Here is a 17,502-nt window from a genome sequence, read left to right on the forward strand (position 1 = left end):
CATGGGACATCGGCTTTCTAGCTAGGTGTCCCGGGCGCTGTTCGGCGCGATCGGGACGGTGCCGTCGCGAAGGCTATCATCGAAAAGGAACTACCCGTGTTGCGAGTGCCGCCGGCAGACGACGAACTGTCATTCTCCCCGACAAAGGATCGCGAAGGTACCGGCCGTCCCCCGGCGCCGGTCGCGTCCGGAATGCCCGTCGCGCTGCGCCGGCTGATCGTGCTCGTCCTCAATGTCGCAACGCTGGTCGCACTGGCTGCCGGCGTGGTGACGCTGCTGTCGGCGGATGGCGTCATCGATGCGGCCGAATGGGTCATGCTGATCGGCTTCCTCCTGGCCACGCCGTGGACGGTGCTCGGCTTCTGGAATGCCGTGATGGGCCTCGTCCTGATGCATGGTCCGGCCGATCCGGCGCGCAGCGTCTATCCGTATTTCTCGGCCGGTCCGGCAGGACGCGTTCGCAAGCTGCACAGCCGCACCGCGCTGACCGTCTTCCTGCGCAACGAGGACCCGCGCCCGATCTTCGAGCGGATCGAGGCGATGCGCATCAGCCTCGAGCGCACCGGGCTGCGCGAGCATTTCCGCTTCTTCGTGCTCAGCGACACCAGCGAGCCGAAGGTCGCGCTCGCCGAGGAAGCCGAGTTCCAGCGTTTTGCCACGGTCTTTGCCGACGACGATCCGATGCGCCCGGTCTATCGCCGCCGCATCGACAATGTCGGCTTCAAGGCCGGCAACGTCCGCGATTTCCTCGATCAATACGGCGACGATTTCGAGTTCTACCTGCCGCTCGACTCAGACAGCGTGATGTCCGGCGACGTCATGGCGCGGCTGGTCGCGACGATGGAAGCCAATCCGCGCTTCGGCATCCTCCAGAGCCTCGTCGTCGGCACGCCCGCGACCAGCGGCTTCGCGCGCATCTTCCAGTTCGGCATGCGCCATGGCATGCGCTCCTTCACCATGGGCGCCAGCTGGTGGACGGCCGATTGCGGCTCCTACTGGGGCCATAACGCCGTCATCCGCACCGGCGCCTTCCGCGATCACTGCGAGCTGCCGATCCTGCCGGGTCGCGCCCCGCTCGGTGGCCACGTGCTCAGCCACGACCAGCTCGAGGCGGTGCTGATGCGCCGCGCCGGCTACGAGGTGCGGATCGTGCCGGTCGAGACGCAGAGCTACGAGACCAGCCCGCCGACGCTGCCGGAATTCGCCAAGCGTGACCTGCGCTGGTGCCAGGGCAACATGCAGTACTGGCGCTTCCTGCGCGCCTCGGGGCTGATGGCCATCAGCCGTTTCCAGATCCTGCAGGCGATCCTCATGTACATGGCCCCGCCCGCCTGGATCGCGATGACCATCGCCGCGACCGTGAAGGGTGTGACCGGCACGTTCGACCCGGCCTATCTGCAGCTCGGCCTCGGCCTGTTCCTGACCATCTTCGTGCTGTCCATCGCGCCGAAGCTCGCCGGCATGATCGATGTGCTGGCGACCCGCGGCGCCGTCCGCGCCTATGGCGGGCCGATCCGCTTCCTCGCCTCGGCGCTGATCGAGATCCCGGTGTCGATGCTGATGGCGCCGATCGTCGCGGTCTATGTCTCGCTCTTCCTCGTGGGCCTGCCGTTCGGACGCTCGGTGACGTGGAGCGGCCAGAACCGCGACAAGCTCGGTGTCGGCTGGATCTCCGCATTCAAGGCCATGTGGCCGCAGACGCTGCTCGGCTTCGCCATGGCGGCGGTGCTTTATGCGGCCAACCCGGTAGCGCTGCTCTGGGGCGCGCCCTTCGTCGCCGGCCTGTGCCTCGCCGTGCCCTTCACCGTCATCACGGCCTCTCCCGGCTTCGGGCGGATGGTGGCACGGGCGGGTCTCTTCGCGACGCCGGAGGAATCCATCCTGCCGCGGGTGCTGCGCGGGCTGATACCGATCGAGGCGCGGCCTTGGCGCGGTATCGACGCCCGGAGCTCCCCGATGCTTCCCGCTGCCGTCCCGCTGACGGCCAAGGCCGAAGCGGGTCGTCGCTGATGCGTCTTGGCGCGGAATTGCGCGGCTGGATCGGAATCCTGAGGAGCTTGCGCGTCTATCACGGCGATCAACGCCATCACGACGGGCTGGAGCGGCTTTACCGGCCGTTCGTCAGCCCCGGCGACCTTGTATTCGATATCGGGGCCCATGTCGGGGACCGGATCAAGGTGCTCCGACGTCTCGGCGCCCGCGTGGTCGCGGTCGAGCCGCAGCCGCGGCCGGCGCGCCTGCTGCGGGCGCTGTTCGGCCGCGACGCGTCCGTGACGATCGTCCAGGCCGCAGTGGATACGGTGCCCGGCATTCTCGAACTCAGGATCAACGGCGCCAATCCGACCGTGTCCACGGCCTCGGAAAAGATGGTCGCGGCTGCGGCGGGGCACGAAGGCTGGGGCAGCGAAGTCTGGGACGAGACTGTCCGCGTCGAGGCGACGACGATCGATCGGCTGATCGTCACCCATGGCGAGCCAGCCTTCATCAAGATCGACGTCGAAGGACTGGAGGACCGGGTGCTGGCCGGGCTGAGCCGGCCGGTCAAGGTGCTGTCGTTCGAATTCACCACGCTGCAGCGCGACGTGGCGCAGCGTAGCCTCGCCCGCGCTGGCGATCTGGGATATCGGCGCTTCAACCTCTCGCTGGGTGAGACCCACGAGATGGTTTTCGAGGAGCCATGCTCACAGGACGTGATGCGCGAGAAGCTGCGGGAACTTCCGGATGCGGCCAATTCCGGCGACGTCTACTGCTTCCGCGGCAGGGGACCGTGAGCAGGGCGGCGGCTCAGCCCTCGAACAGCTGGTCGAGCATGTGGCCGCCGCGCCTTGCCTTGGTCCGCAGATAGCCGGTATTCTGGGCCGTCAGCGGGCCGAGCACCGGCGTGCGCGAGACGACGTCGATTCCGCAGGCGCGCAAATAGGCGACCTTCAGCGGATTGTTGGTCAAAAGGTCGACGCGGCTGATGTCGAGGCCGGAGAGCATGGCCGCGGCCGCCTCGTAGCGCCGTTCGTCGGCGCCGAAGCCGAGCTGCGCGTCGGCGTCGATCGTGTCGAGCCCATCGCCCTGCATGCCGTAGGCGCGCATCTTCGCCGCGATTCCTGTGCCGCGACCCTCCTGGTCGAGATAGATCAGCACACCGCCGCCGCGTTCCTCGAGGGTCTTCAGGCCGCCACGCAACTGGTCGCCGCAATCGCATTTGAGCGAGCCGAACAGGTCACCGGTGATGCAGGACGAGTGAACCCGCACCGGCACCGGCTGGCGGCGGTCGGGATCGCCGACGACGATCGCCACCTGGTCGCGCTGCGCCAGGCCGCCGCGGAAGATCACGAACTCGGCCGCACCGATGCCCTTGAGCGGCACCTCGGTTCGCGCCACGACCTCGAACCGCCCGAGCGAGGCAAGATTGGCGGCCTCGAGGTCGCCGGGTTCGAGCGAGACGGCATCGGCGAAGGCCGGATTGTCCGGCGCCACCCTGCCGCACACCACGGCCGGCAGCAGCAGCGCCAGCCGCGCGGCCGAGGCGGCTTCGGCCTCCAGCGGCCCGCCAGAGCGCCAGTCGCCCAGCCGGAAGGCCCCGCGCAGATAGCCGAGATGGCAGGCCTCGGCGAAACCGACGCCGCCGAGCGGCACCAGCGCGCCGGTCGGCGCGGTGAGGCCGAGCACGGCTGCCCGCGTCGCGGTGAGAAACAGGTCGTGACGGTTGCCGACGGCCGCCGCGAAGGCATCGAAGCCGGTCTGGTCGGCGGCATCGAGAGCGAGCGCCGCGAGCATCGCGCCGTCCTCGCCGCGGATCAGCACCGGCCGACCATAGCGCAGCTCGGCCGCTGCCCGCTCGCAGCGGATCGCTGCCGTCGACCCGGCTGCCGGCAGAAGCGCCGGCACCGCGGCGGTCTTCGCGTTGATCATCATGTTGCCCATGGCCCGTCCTCGCCTGTACTCACGCACGCATGTCGGGTCTGCCGGCGCGTACGCCAGCAGTCGATGGGAGAAACATCGTCTTCGATCCGAAAACGGCGAGAGGCGAAGCGCCGCGTTGACGCAGATGTGCAAAGCCACAGTTTCATCGCTGTCTTTCCAGCGATCGTCGCGCCCTCCCAGGGATTAGCCTTTGCATTACAGACCTCTATCAGCTCCGACGATGCCGCGTTGTCCTGCGCGGGCGGACCGCTGCGGCCGCTTCCGGGGTTCGCGCGGAATGCTCACGACATCCGGCCAAGGGCGATGACGACACTTTGTCGCGCTTTCTGGCTGGAAGCCGAAGGCCGTGCCGCGCTCCAGGAATCCTTCCTGCCGGCGCCGGCGGAGGGCGAGATCCTCGTCGCGAGCCGGTTCGGCGCGATCAGCCGCGGTACCGAGGCGCTGGTGGCGGCCGGCAAGGTGCCGGAAGGCGAATACGGGCGCATGCGCGCGCCGTTCCAGGAGGGAGATTTCCCCTTTCCGGTGAAATACGGCTACGCGGTCGTCGGCGCCATCGTCGAAGGTCCGGCCGAACGGATCGGCGAGACGGTCTTCTGCCTCTACCCGCATCAGGATCGCTTCACCGTCCCGGCCGAGGCCGCCGTGCCGGTGCCGCGGGCTGTGCCGGCCGAGCGGGCGGTGCTGGCCGCCAACATGGAGACCGCCCTCAACATCGTCTGGGACGCGAAGATCGGGCCCGGCGACCGGGTTGCGGTGGTCGGCGGCGGCCTTGTCGGCATGCTGGTCGGCAGTCTCGCCGCTCGCATTCCGGCCTGTGATGTCACCGTGGTCGACAGCAACGCCGGCCGGGCGGAAATCGCCGCCGCGCTTGGCTGCGGCTTTGCCGCGCCCGAGGATGCGCCGACCGGATGCGACGTGGTGGTCCATGCCTCGGCCAGCGAGGCGGGCCTTGCCACGGCGCTCGGCTGCGCCGGCTTCGAAGCGCGGCTCGTCGAGGCGAGCTGGTACGGCGACCGTGCCGTCGCGGTGCCGCTCGGCGGCGCGTTCCACAGCCAGCGGCTCTCGATCGTCGCCTCGCAGGTCGGCCAGTTGCCGCCGGAGCGGCGCGCGCGCTGGGACTATCGCCGGCGCCTTGCCGTGGCCCTCGACCTCCTCGCCGATCTTCGGCTCGACATCCTGATATCCGGCGAGACGCGGTTCGCCGATCTCGCCGGCGCCTATGCCGGGATCCTTTCCGACCCGGCAACGCTCTGCCATCGCATCCGATACGACTGACCCGAAAGGACTGCCCATGTTCGCCGTCGAAGTTCGCGACCACATGATGATCGCCCACAGCCTGCCGCGCGAGGTATTCGGCCCGGCCCAGGGCATGCACGGGGCGACCTTCGTGGTCGACGCGGCCTTCTTCACCGAGGACATCGACGACGATGGCCTGGCCATCGACATCGGCCTCGCGACCCAGATCCTGTCGGAGACGCTGAAGCCGCTGACCTACCAGAATCTCGACGCGCTGGAGATCTTCAACGGCAAGGTGACGACGACGGAGTTCCTGGCGCGGCACATCTTCAAGGAGATCGCTGCGCGGATCGAAGCCGGCGCCCTCGGCACAGGCGGGCAGAAGGTCGTCCGCCTGAAGATCCAGCTGCACGAATCTCACGTCGCGCGCGCCTGGTACGAGGCCGATCTTTGACGCGACCGTTGGTCTTTGCCATTCCCGGCGACATCGAGACCCGAAGCGGCGGCTATGGCTATGACCGGCGGATGCTGACGGAACTTGGCGGCCTCGGCTGGAACGTGACGCACCTGGCGCTGCCCGGGAGCTTCCCGGCGCCGACCGAAAGCGACCTGGCAGCCACGGAAGCCGCGTTCGCCGCAATACCCGACCGGACGACGGTTTTGATCGACGGGCTTGCTTTCGGGACCATGCCCGACATCGCTCGGGCCGAGGCAGGCCGGCTGAGGCTCGTGGCGCTGGTGCACCATCCACTGGCCCTCGAGGCAGGGCTCTCGGCCGATCAGCGGGACAGGCTCGAGCGCTCGGAACGGTCGGCGCTCGGCTTTGCCAAAGCGGTGGTGGTGACGAGCCCTGCCACCGCAAGTGAACTTGTCGCCAACTGGGGCGTCCCGGCCGAGCGCCTCACCGTCGTGCTGCCCGGCACCGACGCGGCGCCGCGCGCCACCAGCAGCGACGGCGCGCCGGTAATCCTCGCCATCGGCACGCTGATCCCGCGCAAGGACCACGCGACGCTGGTCGCCGCGCTCGCCCGCCTTGCCCACCGTGACTGGCGCTGCCGCATCGTTGGCGGCATGGACGCCGACCCGGCGACGACTGCGGCGCTGCGCGACCAGATCGCCGCCAGCGGCCTTGCCGATCGCATCGAACTCGCCGGCGCCCTGCCGGACGTCGCGCCGGAATACCAGCGCGCGGACATCTTCGCCCTCGCCAGCCGCTACGAGGGCTACGGCATGGTCTTCGCCGAGGCGATGGCGAACGGCCTGCCGATCGTGGCCTGTCGGGCCGGCGCGGTGGGCGACGTCGTGCCCGAAGCGGCCGGCATCCTCGTTCCGCCGGGCGACGTCACCGCCTTTGCCGACGCGCTCGGGCGGCTGCTGGTCGACGCCGACCTGCGAACAACGATGGCCGCGGCCTCCCATGCGGCCGGGCAGAAGCTGCCCTCGTGGCGCCAATCCGCAGCGACCCTATCCGCAGCCCTGGAAGGAGTGGCCCGATGAGCGGCTTCGAAGCCCGCTGGCTGGATCTGCGCGAGCCGGCCGACATTGCCGCCCGCGACACCGGGCTCCTGGAAGCGGCGGCAGCGTATCTTTTAGCCAAGCCCCACGCGCTCGCCGTCGATCTCGGCTGCGGCACCGGCTCGACGCTGCGCACGCTCGGGCCGCTGGTCCCGGGCCTGCACTGGCGGCTGGTCGACAACGATCCGGCCCTTCTGGCCGAGGCAGAGCGGCGCCGGCCGGCAGGCAGCTCGGTCGAGACGGTGCTCGCCGATCTCGGAGATCTCGATGCGCTCGAACTGAGGCCAGCCCGACTCGCTACCGCCTCGGCCCTGTTCGATCTCGCGTCGAGGAACTTCGTCGCCGGCCTCGCAAGGCGCCTCTCGCGCGAGCGCATCGGCCTCTATGCTGCGCTGAGCTATGACGGGACGATCGCCTTCGACGTGCCGCATCCGCAGGACGCGGCCATGGTGGCGCTGTTCAACGCACACCAGCGCGGCGACAAGGGTCTCGGCCCGGCGCTCGGACCGGACGCGGGCGCCGTGCTCGCCGAGGAGCTTGCCGCTAAGGGCTTCGATGTCCGTACGGCGCCAAGCCCCTGGCGGCTCGACGCCAGCATGCCGGGGCTGCAGACGAAGTTCGTCGAGGGCATCGCCGCGGCGGTGCGCGAGACCGGCGAACTAACAGAGGCCGCGATTGCTGGCTGGCTCGATGCGCGGCTTGGCGTGGTGGCGTCGAGCGGCTGCCGTGTCGGCCACCTCGACGTTCTGGCCCTGCCGCGGTAGCCGCTAGAGCATGCGCTGCAGGGTCGGATCGCGTCGCAGCACATGGTGGTGCAGCACCCCGCCGATATGCAGCGCGAACAGGACGAGGATGCTCCAGCCGAGGAAGATGTGGATGCTCTTCAGCGTCTCCGCCGCGTCCGACTTGCCGATCGGGCTCCAGACGGTGAAGAGGCCGAACCAGTCGAGCGGGAAACCGAACGCGTTGGTCGTCAGGAAGCCGATCACCGGCTGGGCGATCAGCGCGACATAGAGCAGCGCATGCACCGCCGCGGCGGTGCGTGCCTCCCAGACCGGCAGCGGCGGCCCGGGCGGCGGCGGCCGCAGCAGCCGGACGGCGAGCCGCGCCAGCATCAGCCAGAGGATCAGGAAGCCGAGCGATTCGTGCAGCATGTAGAAGCTGAGCTTGGTGTCCTCGTTGATGAACTTGATCACCATGCCGAGCGGCCAGACGGCGAGGACCAGAACGGCGACCAGCCAGTGCAGGGCGCGGGAGACGACCGGGTAGCGGCGGTCCTCGGGCAGATAGGCATCGATCGGCGTCATCGGCGGGGCTCCGTGGCGGGAGGCTGAGTGAGCTTAACCGCAGATGGCTGCGCCGCGAAGCGCCGCATTGCCACGCCCGGTCATCATTGCGCCGCGTCGATCTCGGCGCCTGTCGGCATGGCGGACTGGGCGCCGACCCTCCGGCAGGCGAGGGAACCGGCAATCACCGCCCGGCGGGCCGCATCGGGGACGGCGAGTCCTGTCGCGAGCCCGGCCGCGAGCACGCCCACGAAGGTGTCGCCGGCGCCGGTCGTGTCGACCACGGTCACTTTGTGTGCGGCGATCCTGTTAAGCGGCGCGACAGGGTCGGCGAGGATCGCGCCTTCGGCGCCCAGCGTTGCGATAACCACGATGCCATGGCGCCCGGCCAGCGCGCCGGCCTGTTCGTCTGCGCCGCCAGCGGGAAGGCCCGCAAGCTCGGCAGCGGCTGCGAGCTCGGTCTCGTTCACGACCAGGCAGTCGGTCAGCGCCAGCAGCTGCTCCAGCGTGGCCGCATCGAGCTGGCGCGGCACCGGCGCCAGGTTGACGACCACCCGCGCCCCGCAAGCGCGAGCCTTTGTCGCCGCGGCGAGGTTTTCCGTGAGCGGCGTCTCCATCTGCAGCACGAGGACGCTTCGCGCATCGAGCCGCTCATCGCCCAGCGCCTCTGCGGTGAGACGGCCATTGGCGCCGCTGGCGACGGTGATGGCGTTCTCGCCGGCGGCGTCGATGCTGATGAAGGCGCATCCGGTACGGTCCGCCGCCTTCCGGATGGCGGCAGTGCCGATGCCTTCACCGGCGAGATTGTCGATGACCGCTCCGCCCAGCGCATCCTCGCCGACCGCGCCCACCATCGCGACGCGGCCTTCGCCGCCCAGCGCCCGCGCGGCGGCGACCGCCTGGTTTGCGCCCTTGCCGCCGAAGAGCTGGTCGTAGCCCGGCGCGAGCACCGTCTCGCCGGGACGAGGGATGGTCTCGACCCGGCAGACGAGGTCGACATTCAGGGAGCCGAACACCACGACCAGCGGCGTATCCGGTTGCTCGCTCATCGCCGGATCAACCCGGATGGCGATGGATCGGGTCAACCCAATAGACCGCCTCGGGCTTCTCGACCGGGTCGATATCGGGGATGTTGACCACCACGGCCTCGTTGTCGGAGCGCACCAGCACGCATTCGAGCGGCTCGCCGGGATCGGCGTTGATCTCCTGGTGCGGCACGTAGGGCGGCACGAAGATGAAGTCGCCGGGCCCCGCCTCGGCGACGAATTCGAGCCGCTCGCCCCAGCGCATGCGCGCCTTTCCCCGAACCACGAAGATGACGCTTTCCAGGGCCCCGTGGTGATGGAAGCCGGTCTTGGCATCGGGCTCGATCGTCACCGTGCCGGCCCATATCTTCTGGGCGCCGACGCGGGCGTGGTTGATCGCCGCTTGGCGGAACATGCCAGGCGTCTGCGCCGTATTCGGATCGAGCTGGTCGCCCTTGATGACGCGCACACCGTCATGCTTCCAGCGTGGCTCGTCGGGATGGGGTTCTGTCATCAGGCTCGTCCGCGGGTCGTGGTTGCGGCAAGGCTAGCGTGCCTGCCCGCCCAGCGAAAGCCTCGGCGGCGTTCGCCTCAGGCAGCCGCGGCGCACGCGGCGCAGCGGCCGCGCAACTCGATCGTCGTCTTGGCGACGGCGAAGTCGGCCTTCTTTGCCAGCGTCTCCAGCCGGTGGATCGTGGCCTCGTCGGACAACTCGAGCACCTTGCCGCACTGCTCGCAGATGGCGAACACCGCCGCATCGTGCTCGCCATGACCGTGATGGCAGGCGACGAAGGCGTTGAGGCTCTCCAGCCGGTGGACGAGGCCGATCTCCACCAGCTTGTCGAGCGCGCGATAGACCTGCAGCGGCGCGCGCAGGCCCTCTTCGCGCAGATTGTCGAGGATCGTATAGGCGCTCAGCGGGCTGCCGGCGCGGGTCAGGGCGGTGTAGACCAGCGACTGGTTGCGCGTCAGGTCGGGGTGCGTCGAAGTCATGACCGGGCTCCGGCTCTTGTCCTGCCGCGCAACGCCAAGGCCCAGCCTGCCAGCGGCGACAGGCTGATCAGGAACAGGAGCAGTGCGGCGACGACGATGGTCGGTCCCGACGGCGTGTCCCATTGCAGCGATCCGAAAAGGCCCCCGATGGCGGCGAGAACGCCGATCGCCGCGGCCAGCACCGCCATGCCCTCCGGGCTCACGGAGAACCGCCGTGCCGCGGCTGCCGGGATGATCAGCAGCGCGGTGATCAGGAGGACGCCGACGATCTTCATCGCGATGGCGATGACCGTCGCCATCAGGACCATGAAGATGAGGTTGGCGCGCTCGGGCCGCATTCCCTCCGCGGCCGCAAGATCGACATTGACCGTCGCGGCGAAGAGCGGCCGCCAGATCGCCGCCAGCACGGCGAGCACAAGGGCGCCGCCGCCGTAGATCAGCGCGATGTCGGTGCGCGAGACCGCGAGAATGTCGCCGAACAGGAGACCCATCAGGTCCACCCGCACCCACGGCATGAAGGCGATCACCACCAGACCGACGGCGAGCGCGGAATGCGACAGCAGGCCAAGCAGCGAGTCCGAGGAGAGCGAGGCGCGGCGCTGCAGCCACAGCAGCGCCAGCGACACGAAGGCCGCCACGACGAAGACGGCCAGCGTCACGTTGACCTGCAGCAGGAAGGCGAGGGCCACGCCGAGCAGCGCGGCGTGTGACAGCGTGTCGCCGAAATAGGCGAGCCGCCGCCACACGATGAAGCAGCCGAGCGGTCCCGCGACGAGGGCGACGCCGATGGCCGCCACGAAGGCACGGGCGAGAAATCCGTCAAGCATGGATGTCCTCGGGGCGCGGCGTCCTGGCGGCAGGTTCGGCGGCGGGATCGTGGTCAGCATGGTCATGCGCCGAATGATCGTGCCCGCCGGCGCAGCTGGCCGTCACGCTGCCGTCGGCCTGGCGCACCCGTCCGTCGGGCAGATGCGTGTGGTCGTGGTGGTGGCGATAGAGAGCCAGCGCGTCGGCCGTCCGGTCGCCGAACAGCCGGCGATACTCGTCGCTGGCTGCCACGACGCTCGGCGCGCCCTGGCAGCATATATGCCCGTTGAGGCAGATGACCCGGTCGGTGGCCGCCATCACCACGTGCAGGTCGTGGGAGATCAGCAGGATGCCGCAGCCGAGCTGGTCGCGGATCGTCACGATCAGCTCGTAGAGTGCGATCTCGCCGGAGAAGTCGACGCCCTGCACCGGCTCGTCGAGAACGAGCAGCTGCGGCTTGCGCGCGATCGCCCGTGCCAGCATGGCACGCTGGAACTCGCCGCCCGACAATTCGCGCACTTCCGCGTGGCGCAGATGCGAAATGCCGGTGCTCGCCAATGCGACGCCAACCTCGTCGGGGGTTAGGCGATTGGTCAGCTGCATGAAGCGCTGGACGGTGAGCGGCATCGTCCAGTCGACGGAGATCTTCTGCGGCACGTAGCCGACCCGCAGATCGTCCGCGCGCCGCGCGGTGCCCTCGGCTGGCAGCCAGATGCCGAGCGCCATCTTCGCCGTCGTCGATTTGCCCGAGCCGTTCGGCCCGATCAGCGTGACGATCTCGCGGGGCCGGACCTCGAGGTCGACGCCGCGCACCAGCCAACGGCCCGAGCGCTGCATGCCGGCACCGGCGAGCGATACGAGAGGAGAGGGAGAAGTCATCGTGACCGATATCTGGCGGATGCGCATGGGTGCTTGAGCTTCCCTATCTCATACGTTATAGCGTTACGCAATATTGTAACGTGATAACAAAACAAGCACTTGGAGCCTTGCATGGTCCGTCGTCTCGCCCTTTCGGCCTCGCTGCTGCTGGCCACCGCAGGGATCGCCAATGCCGCCCCGAACGTCGTCGTCTCCATCAAGCCGCTGCATTCGCTCGTCGCAGCGGTGATGGAGGGTGTGAGCGAACCGTCGCTGATCGTCACGGGTGCCGGATCGCCGCACAATTACGCGCTGAAGCCGTCACAGGCCGCTGCTTTGGAGGAAGCCGATCTGATCTTCTGGATGGGCCATGAGCTGGAGACGTTCCTGGAGCGGCCGGTCGAGACGATCGGCACCGGCGCCACGGTGGTGTCCCTGATCGACGCGCCCGGCCTCAAGCTCCTGCCGTTCCGCGAAGGCGGTGCGTTCGAGGCGCATGATCACGCCCATGAGGGGCGCGCGGCCGAAGCGGCGGGCGGTCACGATCATGCCCACGAGGAAGCCGCCGGCGAGACCCACGACCATACCCACGAAGCCGAGGCTGGCGGCGAGCATCACGACCACGCCCATGAGGCGGCGGCAGGTCATTCCCACGATGACGATCACGGGGCATCGGCTTCCGAGGCGACGCACGATCACGCTCATGAAGAACCGGCCGCGGGCCACGATCATGCGCACGAGGAGGCTGCTGCCGGCGCCGGCCACAATCACGACCGTTCGCACGGAGCGTCGGAAGGCGGCCACGACCACGGCGACTTCGACCCGCATGTCTGGCTCGATCCGCAGAATGCCAAGGCGCTGGCCGCGGCCATCGGCTCGGCGCTCGCCGCCGCCGATCCGGAGAATGCCGAACGTTACGCCGCCAACACCGCCACGCTCGACCAGCGGCTCGACGCATTGACGGCAGAGGTCGAGGCCCAGCTGGAGCCGGTGAAGGATCGCGGCTTCATCGTCTTCCACGATGCCTACCACTATTTCGAGGACCGCTTCGGGCTCGAGGCGGCCGGCTCGATCACCATCAACCCCGAGACGCCTCCGGGCGCCGAGCGTGTCACGGAAATTCAGGCGCGGGTGCGCGAGCTCGGCGCGACCTGCGTCTTCGCCGAGCCTCAGTTCGAGCCGCGCATCATCTCGGTCGTTACCGAGGGCACCGAGGCGCGCACCGGTGAGCTGGATCCACTGGGCGCTGCCATCGCGGACGGGCCGGAGCTCTATTTCGAGCTGATCGAAACGATGGCGGCATCGATGCGCGAGTGCCTCGCCGACCCCAGCTGACGCTCGGCGCAGCGGCGTGCACGGTCACAGATCCGTGCCGCCTGAGGTCAGCCATTGAGCCTTCACACCCCCTCGCGCTAAGTCGGATGGTCTCTGGCGATCGGACGTGGCGGGTAGCTGTCCCGCGCATCGTCCGGCCAGAGAGCATGGGAGGGGGAGAGCCATGGCCGACGATCGGACGATCGAGGAGTTCGACTACATCGTCGCGGGGGCCGGCTCGGCGGGCTGCGTCCTCGCCAACCGCCTGTCGGCGGACCCGCGCAACCGCGTTCTGCTGCTCGAAGGCGGCGGCAAGGACAACTGGATCTGGTTCCACATCCCGGTCGGCTATCTCTTCGCCATCGGCAATCCGCGTTCCGACTGGATGTTCAAGACGGTGCCGCAGGCGGGGCTGAACGGCCGGGCCTTGGCCTATCCGCGCGGCAAGACGCTGGGCGGCTCCTCGGCGATCAACGCCATGATCTACATGCGCGGCCAGGCCGCCGACTACGATCACTGGCGCCAGCTGGGACTTACCGGCTGGGGCTGGGACGACGTCCTGCCGGTGTTCAAGGACATCGAGGACCATGTCGACGGTGAGAGCGCCTTCCACGGCGCCGGCGGCGAATGGCGGGTCGAGCACCCGCGCATCAGATGGGAGATCCTCGACCGGGTGCGCGACGCGGCGGAGGCGGCGGGCGTGCCGAAGATCGCCGACTTCAACACCGGCGACAACGAAGGCTCGGCCTATTTCCAGGTCAACCAGAAGGGCGGCCGCCGCTGGAGCGCGGCACGCGGCTTCCTGAAGCCGGCCCTGCACCGCCCGAACCTGACGGTCGCCACCGGCGTGCTCATTGAGAAGGTCGCGATCGAGAATGGCCGGGCCGTGGCGGTTCATTACCGCAGGGACGGCGAGGCGATCGAGGCTCGGGCGCGGGCCGAGATCGTGCTGTCCGCCGGCGCCGCCGGCTCGCCGCTGATCCTCGAGCGCTCCGGCATCGGCGACGGCGAGCGCCTGCGCACCCACGGGCTGGAATGCCGTCACCATCTGCCGGGCGTCGGCGAGAATTTGCAGGACCATCTGCAGATCCGGCCGATCTACAAGGTCCATGGCATCAAGACGCTGAACTCCGAATACGCCAATCTTTTCCGCCGAGCGATGATGGGCGTCGACTATGCGCTGCGCCGCCGCGGGCCGCTGACCATGGCGCCGAGCCAGGTCGGCGCCTTCGTCAAATCCGCGCCACGCTACGCCACCGCCAATCTGGAGTTCCACTTCCAGCCGCTGTCGCTCGACGACTGGGGCGCCGGCCTGCACAAATTCTCGGCCTTCACGGCAAGCGTCTGCAACCTTCGGCCGACCAGCCGCGGCCGCATCCACATGTCGGGGCCAAATTTCGATCATCCGCCGGAGATCGACCCGAACTATCTCGCCACCGACGAGGATCGCGAGGTGGCGGTCGAGAGCCTGGAATGGGCCCGCCGCATCGTCGCCCAGCCGCCGCTCGCGCGCTTTCGGCCGGAGGAGTACAAGCCCGGCGCCCATGTCGCCTCGAAGGAGGAGATGCTGGTGGCGGCCGGCGCCCTCGGCACGACGATCTTCCATCCGGTCGGCACGGCCAAGATGGGCCCCGAGGGCGACCGCATGGCGGTGCTCGACGAGCGGCTGCGCGTGCGCGGCATTGCCGGCCTGCGCGTCGCCGACGCCTCGGCCATGCCCACCATCACCTCCGGCAACACCAATTCCCCGACGATCATGATCGCGGAAAAGGCGGCGCGAATGATGCTGGCCGACGGCAGATGAAACCATCCACGACAGAATCGGACGACGCATGCTCAATCGCCGCGAATTGGTTAAACTGGTCGGCGCGCTCCCCCTCCTGGCTACGACATCGGCCAGTGCGCGAGGCCCGCAGCCGAGCCCCATCCCGGTGAGCGACCATTTCGACGGCGAACGCTTCCATAATCCGGACGACACGCCGGCCAAGGGACTGCGTGACCTGTTGCGCTGGCAGTGGAGCGGTGAGCGAACCGAGTGGCCGGACGGCTACCCCAGTCCTTTTGCCCTCGATCGTCCTCCGGCACGAGTGGATGCCGGGATGCGCGTCGTCCTGGTCGGCCATTCCAGCTTTTTCATCCAGGGCGGCGGCCTCAACATCCTGATCGATCCGGTCTGGTCGGAGCGCGCCAGCCCGGTCGCCTTTGCCGGGCCGCGGCGCAGGAACGTGCCGGGGATCGCCTTCGACGACCTGCCGGCGATCGATGTCGTGCTGGTCAGCCACAATCACTACGATCATCTGGATCGAGCCACCCTTGTCCGCCTCCAGGAGCGAGACGCGCCGCTCTTCGTGACGCCGCTCGGCAATGACCGCGTCATTCACGGCCGCGCGCGTGACATGCGGATCGTGACCGCGGACTGGGGCGACACGGTCGAGCTGGGTTCGGGCGTTTCCGTCCGGCTCGAGCCCGCCCGCCACTGGTCGACGAGAGGCCCCGGAACCCGCAATCGCGCATTGTGGTGCGCCTTCACCCTGCTTGTTGTAGGCCGGACGCTCTATTATGCGGGCGACACGGGCTTCGGCGACGGCGACCAGTTCCGGCAGGCAGCGGCCAATGCCGGCCGGATCGACCTCGCGCTGCTGCCGATCGGGGCTTACGCGCCGCGGTGGTTCATGAAGGACCAGCACATCAATCCCGAGGAAGCCGTCCGCGCCTTCCAACTGCTCGGCGCGCGACAGGCGCTCGGCTGTCATTGGGGAACGTTCCAGCTGACCGACGAGGGTGTCGCGCAACCGGCTCAGGATCTGGCGGCGGCTTTGCAGGCGCGCGACATCCCGCCCGGCAGCTTCGTCGCCGCACGCCCCGGCCAGGTCTGGACGAGCGCGTAGCCGGCAGGAGCGGCGAAGCCCTCCTCGGCCACTCCCCGTTGCGCTAGAGCGAACGGAGACCTGCGCATCACGGGCTGCCAAAGGGCAAGCCTATCTCTTCGGCCGGCTCATGGACGCGGAGGCGATAGAGTCTCGCCTGAGAGCCGGCGGCTCCCAGCAGGGCGCGCTCGTCGGTTGAGGTGACACGGACACGGCTGCCGCAGCGCGGCCCGCGACCGTATGGATAACATCTCAGATGTTATCGTACCCGCTCGAAGACGATGGAGATGCGTGTCCCATCGGGACGCTGGAAGTTCTCGAACATGCGGTCGCCCTCGACGCGCAGTTGCAGCTCGCGCGTGGTCCTGACGCTGCCGATCCAGTTCGGAAAGGTCGACCCGGTGACGCTGTTACCCTCGAAGGCGCCGTCGTCGTCGACCGTGTAGGTGCCGAAGAAGCCGATGCTGCCGGCCATGGCCGCGGCGTTCTCCTCGGCCGTTCCTCCGCCGCGCACGCTGGACGCGAAGGGCGGAAGGTCACCATTGGTCAGAACCTCCACGAAGTGCATGTCGGGCGTGAACACCAGCATTCCGTTCGGCCTCTGTCCGTAGGCGGGAATACTGCCTCCTTCGCCTTCGATCTCTGCCGAGACCATCCGCCATGTCCCCAGCAACTGGTTCGGCGCTTGCGCTTCTGCCGACGTCACCGTGAGTAAAAGCCCGAGGAGCAGCCAACCGGCCAAATGCGTTGCGCCCGTCATCGCACCGTCTCCACCGCGATCGGCGCGTCGGCACCGAGGGCCTCGGCTTTCTGGGATCGTATCGCATCCAGACGCCGTTTCAGGGCTGTCTCGATATTCTCGTAGGCGGTGCTGCCGAGCGCCAGCCGCAACGCGGGACGCGCCGCATCCCCGGCGGCGATCATGGCGTCGACACTGCGCCTGGCATCACCCTTCACGACGAAGCCGCCACTGGCCAGGGCGCGACGGATGTCGCCGGACGGCGTCGCGTCGTAGATCGGCAGCGCGTCGGCACGATCCAGCCTCGCCGCGAAGTTCGTGGACGTCGGTCCCGGCTCGACGAGGACGAAGTCGATGCCGAAGGGCGCGACTTCCTGCGCCACCGCCTCGACGAAGCCCTCGATGCCCCACTTCGTCGCGTGGTAGAGGCTGAAATTGGGATAGGCGACCTGTCCGCCCTCCGAGGAGACCTGCATGATGCGCCCGCCCCCTTGCGCCCGCAGATGCGGCAGGCTCGCTCGGATCACCCGGATCGAGCCCACGAGATTGGTCGCGATCTGCCGGTCGATCTGCGTATCCGTCACTTCTTCGGCGGCCCCGAACAGTCCGTAGCCGGCATTGCTGACGATGACGTCGATGCGGCCCATCGCCTCGAAGGCATCGGCGATCGTGCGGTTGACGGCACCGGTATCCGTGACGTCGAGCACGGCCACGTGCAGTCGCTCGCGGTGCGATTGCGCGAGCTCGTCGAGGGCCTCCTTCCGGCGGACGGTCGCGACGACGCGGTCACCGCGGGCGAGAAGCTTTTCGCTCATGGTCCGGCCAAGGCCGGACGAGGCGCCTGTGATCAGCCAGGTCTTGTTCATGGAGATCTCCTTTTCATTGGTGACCCAGATCTAGCGATTCTCCTCCGGTGCGATTAGATCATCCAATCGGCATGGCCT

At 68.6% G+C, this 17,502-nt stretch carries 18 protein-coding genes; 9 read left to right on the top strand and 9 right to left on the bottom strand.

All coding sequences use genetic code 11. From position 1 onward, the window contains the following. The first annotated feature begins 96 nt into the window (after positions 1–96). Positions 97–2,010 carry a glucans biosynthesis glucosyltransferase MdoH gene (gene mdoH, locus GGR03_RS08970; protein WP_252920177.1) on the top strand — a complete coding sequence of 638 codons (1,914 nt, stop codon included), beginning with the start codon at positions 97–99 and terminating at the stop codon, positions 2,008–2,010. A gap of 47 nt (positions 2,011–2,057) precedes the next feature. After that, positions 2,058–2,771, top strand: coding sequence for an FkbM family methyltransferase (locus tag GGR03_RS08975; protein WP_246367759.1), 714 nt, complete (start codon positions 2,058–2,060; stop codon positions 2,769–2,771). 13 nt (positions 2,772–2,784) lie between these two features. On the opposite strand, the gene ribA is transcribed toward GGR03_RS08975, so the two are convergent. Next, a complete protein-coding gene (ribA, locus tag GGR03_RS08980; RefSeq protein WP_343058686.1) occupies positions 2,785–3,918 on the bottom strand; it encodes a GTP cyclohydrolase II RibA in 1,134 nt (377 codons plus the stop codon). 303 nt (positions 3,919–4,221) lie between these two features. On the opposite strand from ribA, the gene GGR03_RS08985 reads away from it, so the two are divergent. From GGR03_RS08985 to GGR03_RS09000, 4 genes are read left to right on the top strand one after another with little or no spacing between them, the layout of a single operon-like run. After that, on the top strand, positions 4,222–5,193 hold the full coding sequence (locus GGR03_RS08985) for a zinc-dependent alcohol dehydrogenase (protein ID WP_183207302.1): 972 nt from the start codon (positions 4,222–4,224) through the stop codon (positions 5,191–5,193). A 16-nt stretch (positions 5,194–5,209) separates the two neighbouring features. Further along, positions 5,210–5,608 (top strand): 6-pyruvoyl trahydropterin synthase family protein, encoded by a 399-nt coding sequence (locus tag GGR03_RS08990; protein ID WP_183207303.1) that lies wholly within the window; start codon positions 5,210–5,212, stop codon positions 5,606–5,608. After that, positions 5,605–6,651, top strand: a complete 1,047-nt coding sequence (locus tag GGR03_RS08995; RefSeq protein WP_183207304.1) for a glycosyltransferase family 4 protein — start codon at positions 5,605–5,607, stop codon at positions 6,649–6,651. The genes GGR03_RS08990 and GGR03_RS08995 overlap by 4 nt, the downstream gene beginning before the upstream one ends. Beyond that, positions 6,648–7,433 carry a class I SAM-dependent methyltransferase gene (locus GGR03_RS09000; protein WP_183207305.1) on the top strand — a complete coding sequence of 262 codons (786 nt, stop codon included), beginning with the start codon at positions 6,648–6,650 and terminating at the stop codon, positions 7,431–7,433. Before GGR03_RS08995 ends, GGR03_RS09000 begins: the two co-directional genes overlap by 4 nt. Positions 7,434–7,436: 3 nt before the next feature. On the opposite strand, the gene GGR03_RS09005 is transcribed toward GGR03_RS09000, so the two are convergent. The 6 genes from GGR03_RS09005 to GGR03_RS09030 form a co-directional block, all read right to left on the bottom strand. Next, a complete protein-coding gene (locus tag GGR03_RS09005; RefSeq protein WP_183207306.1) occupies positions 7,437–7,976 on the bottom strand; it encodes a cytochrome b in 540 nt (179 codons plus the stop codon). An 83-nt stretch (positions 7,977–8,059) separates the two neighbouring features. Further along, positions 8,060–9,004 (bottom strand): ribokinase, encoded by a 945-nt coding sequence (locus GGR03_RS09010; protein WP_246367761.1) that lies wholly within the window; start codon positions 9,002–9,004, stop codon positions 8,060–8,062. 7 nt (positions 9,005–9,011) lie between these two features. Beyond that, entirely contained in the window at positions 9,012–9,494 is a 483-nt protein-coding gene (locus GGR03_RS09015) for a cupin domain-containing protein (protein WP_183207307.1), read from the bottom strand. A 77-nt stretch (positions 9,495–9,571) separates the two neighbouring features. After that, positions 9,572–9,973: a Fur family transcriptional regulator gene (locus GGR03_RS09020; protein ID WP_183207308.1), complete on the bottom strand. Its 402-nt coding sequence runs from the start codon at positions 9,971–9,973 to the stop codon at positions 9,572–9,574. Further along, the gene (locus GGR03_RS09025; protein ID WP_183207309.1) at positions 9,970–10,800 is read right to left on the bottom strand and encodes a metal ABC transporter permease; all 831 of its coding nucleotides are present in this window, start codon (positions 10,798–10,800) and stop codon (positions 9,970–9,972) included. The genes GGR03_RS09020 and GGR03_RS09025 overlap by 4 nt, the downstream gene beginning before the upstream one ends. Further along, complete coding sequence (locus GGR03_RS09030) at positions 10,793–11,686, bottom strand: ATP-binding cassette domain-containing protein (protein WP_281378981.1); 894 nt, start codon at positions 11,684–11,686, stop codon at positions 10,793–10,795. Before GGR03_RS09030 ends, GGR03_RS09025 begins: the two co-directional genes overlap by 8 nt. Before the next feature lie 84 nt (positions 11,687–11,770). On the opposite strand from GGR03_RS09030, the gene GGR03_RS09035 reads away from it, so the two are divergent. The 3 genes from GGR03_RS09035 (at position 11,771) to GGR03_RS09045 (ending at position 15,840) form a co-directional block, all read left to right on the top strand. Next, positions 11,771–12,973 carry a zinc ABC transporter substrate-binding protein gene (locus GGR03_RS09035; RefSeq protein ID WP_183207310.1) on the top strand — a complete coding sequence of 401 codons (1,203 nt, stop codon included), beginning with the start codon at positions 11,771–11,773 and terminating at the stop codon, positions 12,971–12,973. A 163-nt stretch (positions 12,974–13,136) separates the two neighbouring features. Then, entirely contained in the window at positions 13,137–14,756 is a 1,620-nt protein-coding gene (locus tag GGR03_RS09040; protein ID WP_183207311.1) for a GMC family oxidoreductase, read from the top strand. Positions 14,757–14,784: 28 nt separating this feature from the next. Next, positions 14,785–15,840 carry an MBL fold metallo-hydrolase gene (locus GGR03_RS09045; RefSeq protein WP_183207312.1) on the top strand — a complete coding sequence of 352 codons (1,056 nt, stop codon included), beginning with the start codon at positions 14,785–14,787 and terminating at the stop codon, positions 15,838–15,840. 238 nt (positions 15,841–16,078) lie between these two features. Here GGR03_RS09045 and GGR03_RS09050 read toward each other — a convergent pair whose 3' ends face one another. Beyond that, complete coding sequence (locus GGR03_RS09050; RefSeq protein WP_343058687.1) at positions 16,079–16,561, bottom strand: lipocalin-like domain-containing protein; 483 nt, start codon at positions 16,559–16,561, stop codon at positions 16,079–16,081. A gap of 14 nt (positions 16,562–16,575) precedes the next feature. After that, the gene (locus GGR03_RS09055; protein WP_183207314.1) at positions 16,576–17,424 is read right to left on the bottom strand and encodes an SDR family oxidoreductase; all 849 of its coding nucleotides are present in this window, start codon (positions 17,422–17,424) and stop codon (positions 16,576–16,578) included. Positions 17,425–17,502 lie beyond the last annotated feature (78 nt).

The organism is Aurantimonas endophytica, assembly GCF_014196845.1.
GTDB lineage: Bacteria > Pseudomonadota > Alphaproteobacteria > Rhizobiales > Rhizobiaceae > Aurantimonas > Aurantimonas endophytica.